The 19,631-nt window shown below is 40.8% G+C and carries 17 protein-coding genes, 1 tRNA gene and 3 pseudogenes; 13 read left to right on the top strand and 8 right to left on the bottom strand.

All coding sequences use genetic code 11. The annotated features are described in order from the left end of the window. A partial coding sequence (locus MF4642_RS17390) for an IS3 family transposase (RefSeq protein ID WP_413772799.1) occupies positions 1-115 on the top strand: 115 nt, incomplete at its 5' end. A 72-nt stretch (positions 116-187) separates the two neighbouring features. On the opposite strand, the gene fdhD is transcribed toward MF4642_RS17390, so the two are convergent. Together fdhD and MF4642_RS12895 are read right to left on the bottom strand one after the other, a co-directional pair. Beyond that, positions 188-988, bottom strand: coding sequence for a formate dehydrogenase accessory sulfurtransferase FdhD (fdhD, locus tag MF4642_RS12900; protein ID WP_078389596.1), 801 nt, complete (start codon positions 986-988; stop codon positions 188-190). A 91-nt stretch (positions 989-1,079) separates the two neighbouring features. Further along, a complete protein-coding gene (locus MF4642_RS12895) occupies positions 1,080-3,491 on the bottom strand; it encodes an FdhF/YdeP family oxidoreductase (RefSeq protein ID WP_078426478.1) in 2,412 nt (803 codons plus the stop codon). Positions 3,492-3,868: 377 nt separating this feature from the next. On the opposite strand from MF4642_RS12895, the pseudogene moaA reads away from it, so the two are divergent. From moaA to MF4642_RS12865, 6 genes and pseudogenes are all read left to right on the top strand, one after another. Next, positions 3,869-4,876, top strand: a pseudogene (moaA, locus tag MF4642_RS12890) (GTP 3',8-cyclase MoaA). A 139-nt stretch (positions 4,877-5,015) separates the two neighbouring features. Continuing rightward, positions 5,016-5,939, top strand: coding sequence for a bifunctional molybdenum cofactor biosynthesis protein MoaC/MoaB (gene moaCB / locus MF4642_RS12885; RefSeq protein WP_004982494.1), 924 nt, complete (start codon positions 5,016-5,018; stop codon positions 5,937-5,939). Continuing rightward, positions 5,936-7,153, top strand: coding sequence for a molybdopterin molybdotransferase MoeA (locus MF4642_RS12880; RefSeq protein ID WP_004695988.1), 1,218 nt, complete (start codon positions 5,936-5,938; stop codon positions 7,151-7,153). The genes moaCB and MF4642_RS12880 overlap by 4 nt, the downstream gene beginning before the upstream one ends. Before the next feature lie 137 nt (positions 7,154-7,290). Then, a pseudogene (locus tag MF4642_RS12875) lies at positions 7,291-7,899 on the top strand (molybdenum cofactor guanylyltransferase). A gap of 196 nt (positions 7,900-8,095) precedes the next feature. Continuing rightward, on the top strand, positions 8,096-8,347 hold the full coding sequence (locus MF4642_RS12870) for a MoaD/ThiS family protein (protein ID WP_078426477.1): 252 nt from the start codon (positions 8,096-8,098) through the stop codon (positions 8,345-8,347). Between the two features lies 1 nt (position 8,348). After that, a pseudogene (locus MF4642_RS12865) lies at positions 8,349-8,816 on the top strand (molybdenum cofactor biosynthesis protein MoaE). A gap of 159 nt (positions 8,817-8,975) precedes the next feature. Here the strand turns inward: MF4642_RS12865 and MF4642_RS12860 are convergent. Both MF4642_RS12860 and MF4642_RS12855 read right to left on the bottom strand, forming a co-directional pair. Next, complete coding sequence (locus MF4642_RS12860; RefSeq protein ID WP_078426476.1) at positions 8,976-9,956, bottom strand: tyrosine-protein phosphatase; 981 nt, start codon at positions 9,954-9,956, stop codon at positions 8,976-8,978. Between the two features lie 661 nt (positions 9,957-10,617). Then, positions 10,618-10,693, bottom strand: a tRNA-Arg gene (locus MF4642_RS12855). Positions 10,694-10,871: 178 nt separating this feature from the next. Between MF4642_RS12855 and MF4642_RS12850 the strand changes: the two genes are divergently transcribed. The 6 genes from MF4642_RS12850 (at position 10,872) to MF4642_RS12820 (ending at position 16,423) form a co-directional block, all read left to right on the top strand. Then, positions 10,872-11,807 carry an ABC transporter ATP-binding protein gene (locus MF4642_RS12850; RefSeq protein WP_004695849.1) on the top strand — a complete coding sequence of 312 codons (936 nt, stop codon included), beginning with the start codon at positions 10,872-10,874 and terminating at the stop codon, positions 11,805-11,807. Then, positions 11,804-12,577 carry an ABC transporter permease gene (locus tag MF4642_RS12845; RefSeq protein WP_078426475.1) on the top strand — a complete coding sequence of 258 codons (774 nt, stop codon included), beginning with the start codon at positions 11,804-11,806 and terminating at the stop codon, positions 12,575-12,577. Before MF4642_RS12850 ends, MF4642_RS12845 begins: the two co-directional genes overlap by 4 nt. After that, entirely contained in the window at positions 12,577-13,389 is an 813-nt protein-coding gene (gene queF / locus MF4642_RS12840; RefSeq protein ID WP_078426474.1) for an NADPH-dependent 7-cyano-7-deazaguanine reductase QueF, read from the top strand. The genes MF4642_RS12845 and queF overlap by 1 nt, the downstream gene beginning before the upstream one ends. 27 nt (positions 13,390-13,416) lie before the next feature. Beyond that, positions 13,417-14,067: a hypothetical protein gene (locus MF4642_RS12835; protein ID WP_078426473.1), complete on the top strand. Its 651-nt coding sequence runs from the start codon at positions 13,417-13,419 to the stop codon at positions 14,065-14,067. A gap of 458 nt (positions 14,068-14,525) precedes the next feature. Beyond that, positions 14,526-15,527, top strand: coding sequence for a lytic murein transglycosylase B (gene mltB / locus MF4642_RS12825; RefSeq protein ID WP_078426471.1), 1,002 nt, complete (start codon positions 14,526-14,528; stop codon positions 15,525-15,527). 287 nt (positions 15,528-15,814) lie between these two features. Continuing rightward, complete coding sequence (locus MF4642_RS12820) at positions 15,815-16,423, top strand: septal ring lytic transglycosylase RlpA family protein (protein WP_004695839.1); 609 nt, start codon at positions 15,815-15,817, stop codon at positions 16,421-16,423. Between the two features lie 644 nt (positions 16,424-17,067). Here MF4642_RS12820 and MF4642_RS12815 read toward each other — a convergent pair. The 4 genes from MF4642_RS12815 to MF4642_RS12800 all read right to left on the bottom strand — a co-directional run bounded on the left by MF4642_RS12815 (position 17,068) and on the right by MF4642_RS12800 (position 19,554). After that, positions 17,068-17,385 carry an AzlD domain-containing protein gene (locus tag MF4642_RS12815; protein ID WP_078426470.1) on the bottom strand — a complete coding sequence of 106 codons (318 nt, stop codon included), beginning with the start codon at positions 17,383-17,385 and terminating at the stop codon, positions 17,068-17,070. Between the two features lie 3 nt (positions 17,386-17,388). After that, positions 17,389-18,090, bottom strand: coding sequence for an AzlC family ABC transporter permease (locus MF4642_RS12810; protein WP_078426469.1), 702 nt, complete (start codon positions 18,088-18,090; stop codon positions 17,389-17,391). Positions 18,091-18,158: 68 nt separating this feature from the next. Next, the gene (locus MF4642_RS12805) at positions 18,159-18,992 is read right to left on the bottom strand and encodes an AraC family transcriptional regulator (RefSeq protein WP_078426468.1); all 834 of its coding nucleotides are present in this window, start codon (positions 18,990-18,992) and stop codon (positions 18,159-18,161) included. 67 nt (positions 18,993-19,059) lie between these two features. Further along, positions 19,060-19,554, bottom strand: a complete 495-nt coding sequence (locus tag MF4642_RS12800; protein WP_078426467.1) for a DUF3465 domain-containing protein — start codon at positions 19,552-19,554, stop codon at positions 19,060-19,062. Positions 19,555-19,631: the final 77 nt, after the last annotated feature.

Below are 19,631 nucleotides of genomic sequence, written 5' to 3'. Positions count from 1 at the left end.
CTGGGTATATTGGTTCAATAAAAAGCGTGTACACAGTGCACTGGGTTATGTATCGCCTTTTGAGTTTGAAGCAATGTACTATGATAAGATTAACCCGTTAGGTCAGGTGGCCTAACTTAAATAAAAAAGTCTCCGACAAACCCGGTACGGTTCACCTTTTACTTTTTATACAGCAAAATTTTGAATATCAAGTATATAAAACAAAACCATTACCGCGGCAAAAACTCGCTAAGGTCAAACCTGACTGCTTTGCCATATTAATCGCCATACTGGTTGGAGCTGAAATACACGCCAGCAAGGCGATATTCAGTTGAGCACACTTACGAATCAACTCATAACTGGCGCGGCTGGTCATCACGACAAAACCTTGATTTACATCATAATGATGTTCTGCAATATAACCCAATAGTTTATCTAAAGCATTGTGTCGGCCTACATCCTCAAATAAAGCCACTATTTCTCCCGCTTCAACCCACGCAGCCGCATGTGCACCGCCCGTCATTTGGGTGATTTTCTGTCGGGTATTGAGTTGAGCAATGGCTTGGGGAATTTGAGCCAACCATGACTCAGTAACTTGCGTGGTAATTTGAGGTAAATCCAAATGAAGCTGCTGCAAGCTTTCAATTCCACAGAGCCCACAACCCGTGCGTCCAACCATCATCCGTCGATGTTGTTTGAGCGCCATAAAGGCCCGAGTAGAAATCGTCATTTCGACTTGGATCCCAAATTCCGTTTCGTATATGTCTAAAGAGTAAAGCTCTTTCAAACTCGTCAAAATACCTTCAGACAAGCTAAAACCTTTGGCAAAGACTTCAATATCTGCTGGCGTCGCCATCATTACCGCATGGGAAATCCCATTATAAACCAAGGCAATAGGGTGTTCTTGCACTACAAAATCAGATTGTTCAACAGCTCTATTTTCACTTAAACGCTGAATATCAACAGCTTCATACCCCAGAGAACTCAACTTAGACGCTCGAATATCCATAATAATTTTCCAATCTTCCCTAAACACTAAACCCTTCAATCATGAAAAAAATGACACCTCTAAATCAGGTGCCATTTCAGTATTGAATCACCTAGCCTGCTCGATTCACGATCTGATTGGCATCTTCAGGATCAACCGCTTGTGCCAAGTTGAAATGTTCAGGCGCTTGTCCTGCATGCAAAATCACAGGCACGCTTTTCGAAGCTGGTATTTTTGCGTATTTATCATGGCTACTAAGTGCAACCAATGGATTGGTCTCCGGATAATAGGCTGCGAGGCTACCCCGTGGAATGTTATACGGTACGATACGGAAGCTTTGAACCACACGTTTAACACCATCCGAATAGATACTTTCGATATCCACCCATTGATCTGCAACAAAACCAGCCGCAGCGATATCTCCTGCATTCATAAACAAAACACGGCGCTGACCAAATACACCACGATAACGGTCATCGAGTCCATACAAGGTTGTATTGTATTGGTCATGAGAGCGCGTGGTCATTAGGGTATAGACTTTGGCCCCTGTATATTGTTCAGCGTATTTATTCTCTTTATCGGCATACACTTCAGCCAACGGCGTAATTAAGAACTGTGCCTTGCCTACAGGCGTATTCCACACATGTTGATTGGCAGGATGCTCTAAGTGAAAACCACCCGGCTGATAAACACGTGCATTAAAATCTTGGAATTCATCAAAGACCTCTTCAATCGAATCTCGAATACGATCATAACTTTCTACATACCATTTCCACTTGATATCACTGTCTGGCAAGACGGCTGCTGCCATACGCGCCACAATGTCAGGCTCTGAAAGTAGATTCTTAGAAGCAGGCTCATTACGCCCTGCTGAAAGATGCACATTACTCATAGAATCTTCAACACTCACTGCCTGTGGCCCATGCTGTTGCATATCAATTTCGGTACGGCCCAAACAGGGTAAAAGTAATGCCTCTTTACCACAAACTAAATGGCTACGATTCAACTTCGTTGCAATCTGTACTGTTAAATCACAACGACGTAAGCCTTCTTGTGTATACGGTGTATCTGGAGTGGCAACAGCAAAGTTACCACCTAAACCAATAAAGACTTTTACATCACCTTCATACATCGCCTGAATGGTATCCACCACGCCAAAACCATGTTCACGTGGCGACTTAATGCCGAATACTCGGTCCAGACTATCCAGCAATTTTGGGCTTGGTCGTTCATTGATCCCCATGGTTCGATCGCCCTGCACATTACTGTGCCCACGAATCGGTGCTAAGCCTGCCCCTGGACGACCAATATGCCCTCTTGCCAACATTAAGTTCGCGAGCATATGTACATTCGCAGTCCCGTGCCGATGCTGTGTAATCCCCATGCCCCAACAGAAAATGGCCGTTTTGGCATCCAAATACATTTTAGCTAAAGATTCTAAATGCTCAGGGCTAAGTCCCGTATGTGTATGAATATCGGACCATGCAGTACGATCAATTTCTTCCATCATGGCATCGAAACCAACCGTATTCATCTCAATAAAAGATCGGTCAAAAACGCTCTTTTTCCCAGCTGCCAGTGTTTGAATGTCCCATTCACGTAAATGTTTCAGCATTCCGAACATGAGTGCATAATCACCACCCACGTTGGGTTGGAAATAATAACGACTAATGGTTGTACTGCCATTGGTCATCATCTCAACAGGTGCTTGCGGATCTTGGAAACGTTCTAAACCACGTTCTTTTAAGGGATTAATGGCAACAATATTGCCACCACGCCGTGAAACTTCTCGTAAAGTCCCCAACATCCGCGGATGGTTGGTGCCCGGATTATGCCCAAAACTGAAAATCGCATCGGCTATATCAAAATCTTCTAAAGTCACCGTTCCCTTACCCAAACCAATTGAGTCACGTAAGCCAACACTGGTGGTCTCATGACACATATTGGAACAGTCTGGAAAATTATTGGTACCAAAAGAGCGGACAAAGAGTTGATACAGAAATGCTGCTTCATTACTGGCACGACCCGAAGTATAAAATGCCGCTTGATCTGGATGATCCAAGGCATGTAAATGTTTTGCAATTAAGGCAAAAGCATCGTCCCACGAGATAGGCACATATTTATCGGTCGCGCTGTCATAGCGCATTGGGTCAGTTAGACGACCTGAATCTTCAAGCAAGAAATCACTTTGTTCAGACAGCCAACTGACCGTATGGGTCGCAAAAAATTCAGGTGTAACACGTTTTGAAGTGGCTTCAAAGGCAACGGCTTTTGCACCGTTTTCACAAAAGTTAAAGGCATGTGCATCTTTCTTTTCAGGCCATGCACATCCTGGGCAGTCAAAACCCGTGGGTTGGTTAATATTGAGAAGCGTAATCGCACCTTTTTTGAAAACTTCCTGTCTTTTCAAGTTTCTTGCAACACTTAATAATGCGCCCCAACCACCCGCAGGATTGTTATAAGGCTCTATTCGTGCATAGCTGGTTTCTTCATCGTCATGCTTTTTATCTTCAGTGTTTTCCATCTCACCGCCCTCAATATTTATCTTCGGTAAAAAGTTCTGCAATGATCAATTCACTGTTCGCTTTGCTCATTCTTGCAAGCGATTTGGATTGCTCATCCCTTTTTTATTGCTCTTTTCTTATTCATCATGTCTACGTTTCTTGGCAAAATTCCAAAAACACTTCTGATCAAAAATATCACCCTTTTGATATGCAATTTCAATAGATGAATTATTACAAAAGGCAAAGACTTGATGGATCGTGTTCGAGGAACACCAACTCATTTTTTGAAAATGAATGAACTAAGCGACTTCAATACTCCCTTTGATCTTTAAAATAAAACATTTCATACTCTCGTTTATAAAAACTAAATCGTATGTAAATACGAGGTGGAGCGACTATGGACGGTTCGATGACTACACGCTTAGAACATAGGTCAGCACAACTGATCGATCAATTTGGCCGTCATAAACATAAACTCCGAATCTCACTGACAGATCGTTGTAACTTTCGTTGTAGTTATTGCATGCCCGATAGGCCGGAATGGTTGGCCAAAAAAGACATCTTAAGCTTTGAAGAGCTTTTAACCTTTTGTGAAATGATGGTCAGTTTAGGCATTCGGCACATTCGCTTAACAGGTGGAGAGCCTTTGATGCGTCAAGGCGTAGTCAATTTTATTGATGCTTTGAATCGGCTCAAGCCACACGGTTTAGAACGTATTTCCATGACCAGTAATGCGTTCTATTAAAACAAGTATGCACGAGCACTAAAAGAAACAGGACTAGATGATCTTAATATCAGCCTCGATAGCATTCATGCAGACACGTTTATGAACATGACTAAACGTCCGATAGCACCAGTGCTCGAAGGCATCGCAGCAGCTCAACAAGCCAATCTGCCGATAAAATTGAACTGTGTTTTAGTCGCAGGACAAAATGATCATGAAGTGCTTGAACTGACTCAATGGGCTTATCAACAGAAGATCGCATTACGCTTTATTGAATATATGCCCTTAGATCAACCTGAGCACTGGCAGCCTCAAAAAGTCATCACTGAAGATGACATTATCCAAACTCTTAAGCCTCATTTTCAGATTCAGAAACAAGCCAGACAACATGACCCTGCAACCATTTATCTGCTTAATGATCAGTACACATTAGGCATTATTTCCACCATCAGCAAACCATTCTGTCAAAGCTGTAACCGTTTACGTATCACTGCAACGGGAGAGCTTTTTACCTGTTTATTTGCCAATAAGGGAACACCGCTGCGTCATTTACTTCAACAAAAAGATCCCGCTTTATTACAAGCCCAGATTCTCAATGCTGTGTGGCATAAAAAAGCCGGGTTTATTGAACATCAACATGCCCCAACACGCAAAATCAGTATGCATGCCATAGGGGGTTAATCAACTGGTTAATTTTGAGTTTGTCAGTCATTCGACTGTATCCGCTTTTATTTTTGTGTTATCTAAATACGTCATAAACTTTTTCTCTTGATCGAACAGTTTCACGTTAAATCAACACTTCAATGTTTCGGAATACTTTATGAAAAACGTTGGCATGAAGCCAGAAAGCTATCGCGTTGCAACTGCAAGCTCCGAACTGCTTGCCCCTGCACATTGTTTACAACTTCTTGCCGACGGCAATACCGAAAAAGGTGATGCTCTCAAAACAGCCCGCATTGCTGGGATTTTAGCCGCAAAACGTACCGATGAACTGATTCCGCTGTGTCACCCCCTGCCTATTTACCGTGCCGATGTCGATTTTGAACTGCTTGTCGACCGTGTGGTTATTCGTGCAACCGTTGAAACGATTGGGCCAACAGGTGTAGAAATGGAAGCGTTGACCGCTGCCAGTATTGCGGCCCTCACCATTTACGACATGCTCAAACCCCATTGCGAACCGCATGAGTTGATCATTCAGCAATGTAAACTCGATCTGAAAAAAGGTGGAAAATCACACTTTAAACGTCATTTGCGTCAGCCTGTTTCTGCGGCAGTATTGGTTCTATCAGATACCGTTGCCGCAGGTCGTAAACCCGATACTGCTGGCCGCTCCGTCGTCGAGACCTTAACCGAAGCTGGTTTTGATCCAATTCATTATCAAATTTTACCTGACGAAGCCGATCAGTTAAAAGCATTGGTCTTAGAGCTCACTCAATCTTATGCCTGCATTATTACGGTAGGCGGAACAGGCATCGGCAAACGTGACATTACAGTAGACACACTTGAGCCTTTACTTGAACGTGAGCTCAATGGCCTGATGGAAGCCGCACGTGCTTTCGGACAAAAACGTACCCCTTATGCTGCGATGTCACGTGGCGTTGCAGGTTTTATCGACCGTTCATTGGTGATTACCCTTCCGGGCAGCCGTGGTGGTGCAAGTGAATCTATGGCAGCCATTTTACCTGCTTTGGTCCATATTTTTGATGTCTGCCGTGATCTACCCCATCCGGGAGGTTATGAATGAGTTGCTCTGGCGTTGGTTTAATTACACTCGATCAAGCTCTTGAACACTATAGCACCGTCCAAACATTGCCTGTTGTTACTATGCCTTTAGTACAAGCACATCGATATGTTTTAGCGGCAGATGTTTTATCAACAGTTGCCTTGCCTCTATTTACCCAAAGTGCGGTTGACGGCTATGCGCTGCGCTCTGAAGACTTGCAAGCAGGAATTACTCGCTTTGAATTGGTTGGTGAAATTCGTGCAGGTATTGAAGAACATATTGAAATTCAAACAGGACAAACCGTTCGTATTTTTACTGGGGGCAAGCTGCCAAACTCAGCAGATACTGTGGCTCGACAGGAAATTATCACGCGTGGCCATAAACAAGCGACTCTAACTCAAGCTTTGGACAAAGGCGCAGACATTCGCTATCAAGGTGAGGAGTTATCCATCGGAACAACACTTGCACAGCAAGGCCAGCGTTTAGGCAGCGGTTTAATTGCAGCACTCAGTATGGCGGGGGTTCAGCATGTCGAGGTTTATCGCCAACCTAAAATTGCAGTGCTTATTACCGGTGATGAAGTCAGTACGCAACTGGACAATCAATCTAAAGTGTTCGATGCCAATGCGCCAATGATCCGTACTTGGCTTAAAGAACAGGGTTTTGCTGAAGTGCATTTAGAGCATGTGATTGATGATGAGAAGATACTCACACAAGCGCTCTCGAATGTCATGAATCATTATGATGTAGTCATTACTACAGGCGGTGTTTCGGTAGGCGATTATGACTTGATTCGACCTGTTTCAATGGCTTTAGGTGCCAAAGAGATTTTCTGGCAAGTTGCACAAAAACCGGGTAAACCACTATATTTTGCTGAATATCAGACAGACTATCATCATTCTTATTTGATTGGTTTGCCTGGGAACCCTGCTGCTGTGCTCACCTGTCTTGCTGTACATGTATCGACATTATTGGCGGCTTTACAGGGGGTTACGTCTCCTGCACCCGCGTGGAAAAAAGCTCGCTTCAACGACAGCATTAAACAAGACAGCCGTGAGCAACTGGTTCGCATGGTATTAGATGTGAACGAGTTTGGACAATTAACCGTTTCCAAACTCGGCAAACAACAATCCCACATGCTCAGTAACTTAAATCGAGCCAATAGTATAGTTCGAGTCCCTGCTCGATCTGATGCCCCTGTAACATTGGACTATGTCGATTTCATCTCGATCTAAGAACATAGATTGGATAGTGAGCCAAACCAAATGCTTTTTTGCAAACGGTCTAAGGCTGCGACAGCTTTGTCGTAGACCGTACATCTCAATATTGAACGATCATTATTGATATCCTTACACACGGATGTTAGGTCAAAATCATGCAAAACTACCCAGCAACAGCACTGGTAATTTTAGCGGGTGGTAAAGCCACACGAATGAATGGGGTCAATAAGCTTTTGCAAAGATTTGACCATGAAGTGCAGTTGTTAAAAATAATTAATGCCTTTCAAGGCTACGTACAGGAAATAAGGATCAATAGTCATCGCGATTATGCGCAATATAGTGAGTTAATTCCTGATATTCGCTGCTTCAAAGATAATAGTGCTGGTTTTTTAGGGCCTTTAATCGGTATGCAAACGGCATGATCATATGTGCGAGCTGATTATATTTTATTTATTCCGTGTGATATTACCAACATTCCACAGGATATATTGCCGCGCCTACATCACACATTAGAACAACATCCTCGCTCTTCTGTTGTCTACCTGAATATCAATGGACAAGCGCTCTACCCTTTTTGTTTGTTAAAACGCAGTAGCCTAGAAACCTTAAATAAACATTTGCACCAACAACAGTTCAGCTTAAAACACTGTTTCAACGATCTGTCGCCACAAACTTTAGATATTCAAAATGCACATTTGACTTACCACAGCCTCAATTCATTTGAAGAAGTGCACGATTACCAAAATTCATTAGACTCTTAGTCCAGTCATATCATTCAAACCGTTCTGTCATAGATAGAAATAGCCACATCTATAAGAAAAATGGCGTTTTATTTATCTGTACAAACTGACTTTTCTATTTTAGTGATCAAATTGAATAATGCTAAAGTGAATCAATTAAGTATTCAATAAACCGAAGACAACAAACTATTTTTAAACCCGTTTTGACAGAGGCGACATGCAGGACATTCATATCAAAATCGAGGCTTATGGTGCAATTGAAAAGCATCTCCCTGCTGAACTCCGCCTGAGTTGTGCATCGAACAGTCTAATTACAGATGTACTCAATCAAATAAAAATACGTTATCCATCTGCTTCTGACCTGCTGGAACGCTGTGCTTGTGCGATTGGTGAAGATATTATGGCACGTCAAAGTCGATTAGCACAAGATAGCACCTTGGTGTTACTTTCACCCGTTGCTGGAGGCTAAGATGTTAGAGTTTGCTCGTATTCAAAATACTGCTCTTAATTTAGAGGATTTTGACAGCATTCAAGCATTTCCAGAGTGCAGTGGAACAGCTATTTTTATTGGTACGGTTCGAAACCATCATGAAGGACGCGCGGTTCAGGCACTGAAATATACATCTTATGCACCTGTTGCCGAAAAGATGATTCGAACGATTGAACAAGAGATACAAGAAAAATATGCGCTTCGCTATGTTCGGGTTGTACATCGGATTGGTACATTAGACATTGGCGATAAAGCCATTATTGCCATTGCATATGCTCCACATCGCTGAGAAGTATTTCAGGCCTGTGAAGAAGTGGTTGAGCGTGTTAAACATGAAGTGCCAGTTTGGAAAGAAGAGTTTTATACCGATGGAAGCAGCCAATATGTTGCAGGCTGCTGTATTCGCCAAGACTATGATGAAAAGCATGAACAACACCATCATCACTAGAAATACTTGCATCCATTGATGCTAAAAAGCAATGAAACTCTTTAAACGAAAATAATGGGAAATCATCTATCGCAATCTTCAAGTTTAGTTTTCCCAGTCAGTCCAAAGCCCTCTTCTACTTTGGGCTTTGAACTCGGATGGCGTTATTACGGCTTGATATTATGAAGCACTTTTTGATTTATAGCCGACGAGCATCTTTTCTTTCAACTTTTCAATATCTTCATCCGATAAGCCCAAACCTTCTGTCGCATACTTATCAATACTGCCATACACTTTGATGACTTCATCGAATTGTGCTTTAAAGAATTCTTCACGCACATCAAGAACTGGTCGATATATATTAGCGGCTGCTTCACCTTGGGTGTTGACCATATATTGATACGTCGCATTGACACGGTCTGCGGTATACGCATTTGTTAAAAGATAATCTTGTAAGACATCGTCATACTTCATACCGACCAATAACTGAATCACAGCGGTAACCCATCCCGTACGATCCTTGCCTGCTGTGCAATGATAAAGCTGAACACCATCTGTATAAATTAAACTATTAATCACTACTCCGAAACGTAATTGAGTGCCTTTATCATGCGCAGCCATATTCGCCATTGAGCTATTAAAAAAATTGATCATATCTTCAGCTGTAGCAATTCCTTTCGGTACATCACTCTCTTTTGAACCAGCAATATTTACCATCATAATATTAGTATCGGGACTTAAAATATCTGGGCTTTTTTCTCTTTCAGAATTGGTTCTCAGATCATAGACGGTCTTAATTTCCAATGTTTTAAAGGTTTCTAAGTCTGTTTCATTTAATGGCAAATAGTTCGATCGATAAATCACGCCTCGTCTTAATTTCAAACCATCAGCGTTAACATAATTGCTTGAAATGCTATTTCCTGCAATATCACGAAAGTTGTCTGCTGTTTCAATTGTAGGTGTATCTGCCAAATATAAACTCGGATCATCCGTAGTATTTGCCGGATTATCAACGACGGTGTTATTAGCATTGTTTGATGAGTTTGAATAACGACTTTCCTCACCACATCCTGTAAGGATAAGCGTTCCTACAAGTAATGGGAAAAATAAACTTTTTTTAAGACAAGAAACTAAAAGGCTTTGTTTAGTACTGACGTCCATGGTCTTTTACACATCTGATTTACGGAAGTCGTATTATTGTTAGAGCACATTACATTTACATGAATAATCAAGAATAAAACATAAGCCAATATATTAATTTTTATAGTATTTATCTCAAAATAAAATCACATTAGTGACATAAATCACAATTTAATACACATCAACCCGCGTAAGTGACTGGATGGAATACTTTAATCATTTTGTCATTTTTTATGATAATCAAATGCTGCGCCGAACACGATTTGTTATAGCTAGACCAGTACTAAGCACATTGTCTTATCAGTTCATGTAATTGCATCAATCGATACTAAAATTTTGCCCATATCTAAAAATACACGGGCTTCCATATGCTAACGCATGCACTAAATTTTTAATATTTTGCCTTGGAAAATAAAATTTTCTAAGCTTTAAGCGTACAAAAACTGATTCAAACCAATTACTTGTTCTATATAAATTCGATCAATTTACGTCATATACGGTAACAGAGTCGCCATGATTAGTTACAACACTTAGATTTATTGCAAATAGCTAGTGTCGTCATAGAGCAACAATAAACATTTAAATTGTTGCAAGAAATATAACGAAGGTAGCTTTGAGTGAAATGAAAATAGAGCTTAAAACTGTATTTTTAATATAGCTTCAGAAAGGAAAATAAAAAAAATGGTGCGCTCAGCGGGACTCGAACCCACGCCACAGGCTTCGGAGACCTGTACTCTATCCAGTTGAGCTATGAGCGCGCGAGCACATCATATCAAAAAAAATCACAAGGTAAAGCATCTATATAGCTTAGAGTGATTTTCCTGCTTATGCTTTATACAATGTTCCATATCTGCAACACAGAATTGCGAGTAGATTACTTGGTTTATTAGGCATAATCGCTCACAATAGTGCCACTATTAATCATTCGAGAATTTCATGACTGATGCATTGACGTTAAGAGATTTGTCCAAAACCTATAAAAATGGGTTTCAGGCTTTAAAAGGCATCGATTTAACTGTTCCTGAAGGCGAGTTCTATGCCCTTCTTGGACCAAATGGTGCAGGCAAATCTACAACGATTGGTATTATCAGCTCATTGACCAAGAAAACCTCAGGCACTGTCGAAATTTTTGGACATAATCTCGATACACACCCCTCTCAAGCCAAACAGTGCTTAGGAGTTGTACCTCAAGAGTTTAACTTCGGTCAGTTTGAAAAAACCTTCGATATCTTAGTCACACAAGCGGGCTATTATGGTATTCCTAAAAAAATTGCGGAAGTTCGTGCCGAAGAATATTTAGAAAAACTCGGCTTATGGGAAAAACGCGGTGTTCAAGCCCGTATGCTTTCAGGTGGTATGAAACGTCGCCTGATGATTGCCCGTGCCATGATGCATGAACCGAAACTCCTTATTTTAGATGAACCCACAGCAGGGGTTGATATTGAGCTGCGGCGTTCAATGTGGGACTTCCTCACAGAAATGAACAATAAAGGCACATCGATCATTTTAACCACACACTATTTAGAAGAAGCGGAAATGCTGTGTCGTCGAATTGCCATTATTGACCGTGGTGTCATTAAAGAAGACACCAGCATGAAAAATTTCCTCAATCAGCTCAATGAAGAAACCTTTATTTTTGATTTGGCCGCACCGATTGAACCGATTCATATCGACATCATTGGGGTTCGTTTCCATTTAGTCGATGCCGTGACTTTAGAAGTGACTATGGATAGAGCACATACCCTCAATGACTTATTTCAATTGCTCGAATCGCAAGGAATCCAAGTCCGCAGTATGCGAAACAAATCCAACCGTTTAGAAGAACTGTTTGTGAAGATGGTCGAAAAAAATCTCGAAGGAACTACGCCATGAACTTAAATCAACTTAGCGTAGCTTTATATACTCTAGTACATAAAGAAATTCGCCGCTTTATGCGCATCTGGCCGCAAACCTTGCTTCCACCTGCCATTACCATGAGTTTGTACTTTGTGATATTTGGCAATTTGGTCGGTTCTCGTATTGGCGAGATGGGCGGTTTTAGCTATATGCAGTTCATCGTACCTGGACTGATTATGATGGCGGTGATTACCAACAGTTATGCTAACGTTTCTTCGAGCTTTTTTAGTGCCAAATTTCAAAAAAGTATTGAAGAGCTAATCATGAGTCCTGTACCTTTGCATGCCATTTTATGGGGCTTTGTCTTAGGTGGTGTCTGTCGCGGGGTCTTGGTCGGTATTATTGTGACAGCTATGAGTTTATTTTTTACTGACCTTTATATTACCAATTGGTTTGTTACGATTTACACCGTCTTGGTCACCTCGTTCTTATTTTCACTGGGTGGTTTTATCAATGCGGTGTATGCGAAATCTTTTGATGACATCTCCATCATCCCAACCTTTGTGCTGACGCCTTTAACTTATTTAGGTGGCGTATTTTATGCCATTTCAGCACTCAGCCCTTTTTGGCAAAATTTATCGTTGATCAATCCAATTGTATATATGGTCAATGCTTTTCGTTTCGGCATCTTAGGTCATAGCGATGTTAACGTCATCGTCTCCCTGTCTGTTATGACCATATGCTGTGCAGTGCTTTATGGCATTGCTTACTATTTACTTTCTCGTGGTTCAGGAATGCGTGAATAATGAGTGTAGAACATTCTCTTTTGGGTAAAGACACCAATTACCCTACAACTTATCAACCCGATATTCTTTTTCCTATAGCCCGTGCTACAGCACGTGAGCAATATGCGCATGTTGAAGGTATTCAACAAGGTAAAGACTGGTGGCATGTTTTTGAAATTTCTTGGTTAAATCACCATGGTATTCCGCAAGTTGCGATTGGTCGCATCAGTCTGCCTGCCAGCTCGCCCAACCTCATTGAGTCAAAGTCATTAAAACTCTACTTTAATAGCATGAACTTTACTCAGTTTGAGTCTAAAGCTGTGTTTAAAGAAACAGTCGAACAGGATTTATCGGCTGCCGCTGGCGCAGATGTGAATATTGATCTTTTTCATGTCGATGATGTGGAAATTAGTCAACCTGAAGGTATCTGTATAGATGAACTGACTCCGACCCAATTGGAAAATCATCCCAATGCAAATCTGTTGGCATTAGATGATACTGCGGAAGATGTTGAAGTACAGATTTACTCGCATTTACTCAGAAGTAACTGTCCAGTCACTGGACAACCTGATTGGGGCACGGTATTTATCCGATATAAAGGTAAAAAGCCTTGTTATAACAGCATACTGGCTTATATTATCTCTTATCGTCAGCACAACGGTTTTCACGAACAATGTGTGGAACAAATATTTGCCGATATTTGGCAAAATTTGAAACCTGAAAAGCTGATGGTGTACGCAGCTTATACACGCCGTGGTGGTTTAGACATTAACCCTTGTCGTGTGTCAGATGTGTCATGGATGCCCCGCCCAATTCGATTGGCGCGACAATAAAATAAAGAACATTGAGGTTAATACACGATGCCATTTTTTGGTTTTATTCCATCGACTGAACTTTTACAGACTATTCAAACTGCTCAGCAGAAGAAAGGCTCAAGTGAACCTTTATATCCACTTCGAGACAAAACAGCACTCCTCATCAATGATGAAATTATTGACGCCATTTTGACTGAGTTAGTACGTCGTTTCCCACCGAGTGATAAACGAGACACAGCCGAGAAACTGGCTGGCTATATTAAGTCAACAGTTGCGGTTCTGTTGAAGCAGCTTTTAGGCAAATCATCGAATGATGTGGTTCAAGCATCGATTCAGTTTTCTGAAAAAAGCTTGTTTAAAGATGCTGAAGGTCAGTTCCGTGTGGGTGAAGCTTTAGATGCAAACTTAGTGACCAGCCTCAAATATAACTATGCTGAAATTAAAGCAGGCAATGAAGTAGATAAAGCCGCGTTAACCGAACTGTATAAACAGTTTGCTGAAGCGACTGTACGCCACTTCATGAATGACTTTAATAAAACCCTCGATTTGGGCATGATTAAGCGTAAAGCGGCCGATATCGGTTCTGCAGCTGTCATTAAAGCAGTGCATATTGCTGCCAATAAAATCATCCCAAATTTAACCAAAGATGAACTTTTAGCTTTAGCTGAATATCACGACACCTTATTTCATGCTTAAGTACTAAAAGTCTTCGAGACTTTTCAGACCAAAATGACTCTACTTGTGTAGGGTCATTTTGGTTTCTAAGCTGTGATTTCTTGCTCTTTATATAAAGTCCATATATAAGCTGAGACCAGATCTTTTTGTCATTGTCACTAGACCCTAAACACTACAATTTTAATTGCCTCTATATAAGGAAGCCTTTTTATATCAGTTAGTAAAACTTGACTTATATAGTCACGTAAATACTCTGCCTGAAAATCTGCGCCATTTTGAATAATCTGTCCTTTATATAGGCTGAGTTTGTCTTTTTTTGTATACCTATTTGCCCGCTTCAGTACAGACAATGTTATCTTAAAGCCTATTCACGCTAGACTCCGTTCACAAGAATTTCGACATAACAGAAACGCGAACTATGGGCATTCCCCTATTCGCTTTGCTCCACTGCCAATAACGACTCTGGAAATTAGACTTCTATGTTAAATTTAAACTTTTATAACAAAGTTAAACGTTTACCTTTATTGATTGGCACTTTGTCGATCACCAGTTTTTGCCAAGCCAACGATTTCGCTTCTCATCCTGACTATTTCAGCTTTAAACAAAAAACCATGCAGAATTATGGTCTGTCTGCTGAGCAAGTCGATTGGGCGATGAGTGGTTCTAAAAATGTACCCAACATCATCAACATTATGAACCGTCCTGGTGAAAGTAAACCGTGGTACGAATATAAAACCAACTTTATGGCAGAAAGCACCATTCAACGTGGTGTCCGTTTTAAAGCACAGTACGCAGATACTTTAAACCGTGCCGAACAACAATTTGGTGTACCGCAGTCGGTCATTCTCGGTATTTTAGGGGTAGAAACGGGTTTTGGGACGAACAAAGGTAATTTTGTCACCCGTGATGCCTTAGCCACTTTAGGTTTTGGTTACGAACGTCGTAAGCAATATTTCCAAGATGAACTCAGTGCCTTAATCGCATGGAGTTATAAAGATGGCGTGCCAACCAACTCAGTTGTAGGTTCGTATGCAGGTGCGGTTGGCTACCCACAATTTATGCCAAGCAATATTCCAAAGTTTGGGGTGGATTATGACGGCAATGGTCATGTCGATTTACGAAATTCAGCAGTCGATGCGATTGGTTCAATTGCCAACTATTTAGCAAATCATGGCTGGCAACGTAATCAGCCAATTGGATTCGCAGCACGCTATAGTGGCTCGAATCCTGAAGCGGTCATTGCCAAAGATTTAACTTTACCGACACCTTATGGCGTTTTAAAAAATCAGGGCATTCAACCGACCAATCCGATTGTCAAAATCGATGATTTAGATATGGTGAATGTGATCCAACTACAGGAAAATTATGGGCAAAGTTATTACATCACTTACCCTAACTTTCAGGTGATTACGACCTATAACAAGAGCCGTATGTATGCGACTGCAGTGTGGCAATTAGGGGCTGAAATTGCTAGCCGATAGGGCTAGCTTTTTACTCAAGCTTGAGATGTCAATAAAAAAATATTTAAAAATGATGTAAATTTCGGCATTTTTCACACCTTGTTACAATATTGATTATTTTTTAATCAAAAAATGTTCGGTTTATGTAGTTTTTATCGTTATTTTAATTAAACACTAGACATGCTTATGACTGCATGAATATTATCCATTTCGTCAAATGTTGTTGCAAAAGTGAATTAACAGGCAAGTTTTTTTATCTTTCAACCACTTAGTTTAAAGATAAAAGTATTGTCTTTTGGAGTTTATAAATGCAGTCTTCACTTAAATATATACTGGCCATTGCCTCGACCATCGCGCTGAGCCAATCGCAAGCAGAGATGGTTCAGTCATCATTTACCAATGATAACGATAACTCTCGCCTAGCTGCGCGTGTCTTGAATAAAGATGCTCAAGGCTTCAACTCACACTTCTCAAATTTAAATAGCCTTTCAATCACTGAACGTTCAGGCGATAAGATTCGTCGCGAAACAATCGCTGCAAAAATTGAGATCCCTGAAGAAGAGCCTTCAGTGATTGAAAAGTTAAATACTGTTGCATCAAATACAGTACGTAAGTTTAGTCAAACGGGCATGGCGTCTTGGTATGGTCGTCAGTTCCACGGTCGTAAAACAGCAAGTGGTGAAACATTCGATATGAATGCATTAACTGCAGCTCATCGTAGCTTGCCACTAAACTGCTTTATTCGTGTAACGAATAAAACCAATGGTAAAAGTGTTGTGGTTAAAGTAAATGACCGCGGCCCATTCCACGGTAACCGCGTGCTTGATCTTTCTTATGGTGCTGCTAAGCAACTGGGTATTACCAATGCAGGTACTGCGAAAGTCAGCATTGAACGTATTGATGGACCAAACTCTTAAGATTCTTTCCTACAGCACGCATTTGACAGCAAATGCCACAGTAATGTGGCTTTTTTATTGTCCTATCTTTGCCTAATGTTTTACACAATCGTAAACAGCTCGATCTCCATCATTTGATCTCTACCAGATGCTTAGTTTGTATAAGATGCGAAATCTAATCGATCCGATTTTTTGAAGTGAGTGCGCTCACATTTTTACAGCGGTGGAAGACTAGCAGAATTAAATATTTTCTCGGCTCATTCTTATCTGATCAAAGCCAATTTTTCTACCCACCCTGAACTGTAGTTTTAAGCATTCGTCAAATTCAAATGATTTTATGAATTACCTAGTAAATTAAGCGCCATTTTTGCGATATTAGATTCACTATTGCCCTGCTTGTTTTATATAATTGACTCAATTCTATGGACCAAAACTAAAAAGAAAACCTTCTTATTTCTTCAAAGTTCTCAAACCCCGCCTCATTTGCTCTATTTTCAACTTTTTTAGTTACCCAATCAAAGCTACGCCAATTTGATAGACATAGAAAAAATCGCAAATGGTGAGCATTTAGAGCAACACAAATTTAAAAGCAATGAAAAAGATCGGGCTCTCACACTTTTTTATCCTTTTTTCGGTATTTTATGGGCCTATTTGCTGATGAAATGCTAGAAATCGAATAACAGACTCAGACCGTAAAAAAAACCTAAACTCAGCAAAATACTAAGCAATAATTTTCTCGTCAAAAGAGTGACTAACAGCGTAAAAATTGCCCCATAAAAATAGCTATTTTCAAATATCCCTTTCCAGTGTCCACCTTCAAAAAAAACCAGTGGCAAACAAATCGAAACCATAAGGCAAGGCGCCGCATATTTCAGCATGCGTGTCGCAAATTTAGGCAGGCGAATTTGAGTTTTAGGCTCTAAAAATAAATACCGATTAAAAAAAGTCACACAGGTCAAACTCAAAACAAATAACCAGGTCATGTTTTAGTCCTCCGCTTGATCAAAAAACGCAGCAACCCACATACCACTAAACCCAGCCAGCAAAATAGCTGATCCGAGTTCTAACCAACTCAAAATCAACACCATGATCGACGAACTCACCACGCCATAAATTGCAGCTTTATTTTGAATCAGCATCACTGCCATAACCAAGAACACCACCACAATTGAAAATTCTAAGTGGAGAGTTGAAAGATCAGGTACTTTATTTGCAAGCAAAATACCCATTAGACTAAACAACACCCAACTGACATAAAAGCTGAATCCTGCACCCAACATATAGGCATAAGACGGCTTTTCCTTCAGCATCGCGGTGGCGTAGAGTTCATCGGTCAGCAAAAAGCCGATGCTCAGTCTTCTTTTGAGTGACCATGGCTTCACCTCCTCTCTTAAACTCAGTGCATAAATAAAGTGCTGACTGGTTAGAAAAAATACGGTGATCAGAATACTCAGTAAAGATGCACCCGTCATGAGCATACTCAAACTGACTAATTGTGCCGCACCTGCAAACACTAACGCTGACATGCCTACAGCTTGCATGACACTCAGGCCCGCATTAATCGCTGCTGAGCCTGCCAATATTCCCCATGGAATAACGGCGACTGAAAGCGGTAACATATCCTGTACGCCACGGAAAAAACCTAAACTTTTCTGTTGGATCAATTGCGACTGCACAGCAGACTCCATTTTTCAATTCATTGGAGTCAATATGCGGCATGGCTTAAATGGCTTTCTTGTATGAAATTGCTGTTATTTTAAATTTTATGTGCCAGATATTGCGCAGGCGTACAGCCCAAAGACTTTTTAAAATGACGAGTGTAATGGCTTTGATCAGAGAAACCACAGAGTTGTGCGACTGTCGCAATCTCGCAGCCTTGTTTAAGTAAATATAAAGATTTACGTAATCGAAACTGTACCAACCATGCATGAGGTGGAAGTCCAGTAAACTTTTTAAATTGACGTAGTAAATGCCATGGGCTCATCCCGACGACAGCGGCGAGCTCAGCCAGTTGATGCTCTCTTTCAGGTTCCGCAGCAAGTAGTTCTTGTACCAAGACTACTTTACGCTGTGCTTCAGGCAAGTCTTTTAATATTTTTTTAGATTGATTATAACGGCTTAATAAATAAGCCAAAGTTGATATATATAAACTCTGTTTAAACAGTGTATTTTTTGGTTGTAACAACAAATCGAATAGCAAATTCAATTGTTCGGCTAACCCTTCATCATGAACTACAGCTTGCGGAAACCACGGCATAGTGCCGGCTTCATGAAAAAAATCTTGACTCACTTCTTGAATCATTTCAGGGGTCGGATAAATTGCCCGATAACACCAACCAGTTTCAACAGCAGAAGAACCCGTATGTACCTCATCAGCATTCACTAAAATAATGTCGCCTTGCGGTGCAATATGCTGATTTCCTGTGCGCAAAAAGGACTGTGCACCTTCATCAATTAAACCAATACAATAGCCTTCATGGGTATGTTTTGAAAACTGCGTATGCTGATAGGAGGCTTTTAACATTTCAAGACCATCAAGTTCTTGAACATGATGGTAATTTACAAATTCACTGGGTCTGATTTCGTGCATGAGTTGGCCTCTCCTGAACACTCAGCATACTGCGATTCAGCAAAACGAATAGAACAAAATTGCTCTACTACTGATAGGTTTTCCCTTGGTGTTTTAACCAACCACCTTCATGGCGCTGTTGTGGATCGTGATGTGTCCAGTGGATCACCCCGCCTTTTTCACTATATTCGTATTCACCATTGAAACCAACGGTATCGCCTTTTTGTAAGCGTTCAATACGGGGTGCCAAATCAATATTATGTGCAACCAAAACCGTCATTGCATTAGGGAGTTCTACAATAAATTTTTGATGACGAGAACCATCATTATCATCCTTAAGCACAGCCACAACACGCCCTTGTGATTGAACTTGAATATTACTTTTCCGGCTTTGAAACGCTTGGGCAATTTTTGTTGTGCCATCAAGCACCTGATTTTGCGGTTTACTGGTCTGTGTAGTGGGTTCTACCGCGACTGATGGTGTCGATGTTTGTAATTGATTTTCTTGAAGATCGATTCCGAAATATGCAGCAATCAAAAGTACGATCACCGCACCAATACTCAGGTTGGTTTTGTTGGCCACTTATCTACCTCCTCGTTTTATTTTTATTAATTGTATAAAAAAAGCCCCAAAGGGGCTTTTTTTACTCAAAATAATTT

This window comes from Acinetobacter sp. MF4642 (assembly GCF_002018925.1).
In the GTDB taxonomy this organism is placed as follows: domain Bacteria; phylum Pseudomonadota; class Gammaproteobacteria; order Pseudomonadales; family Moraxellaceae; genus Acinetobacter; species Acinetobacter johnsonii.
This window is presented reverse-complemented; position numbering and strand designations above follow the sequence as displayed.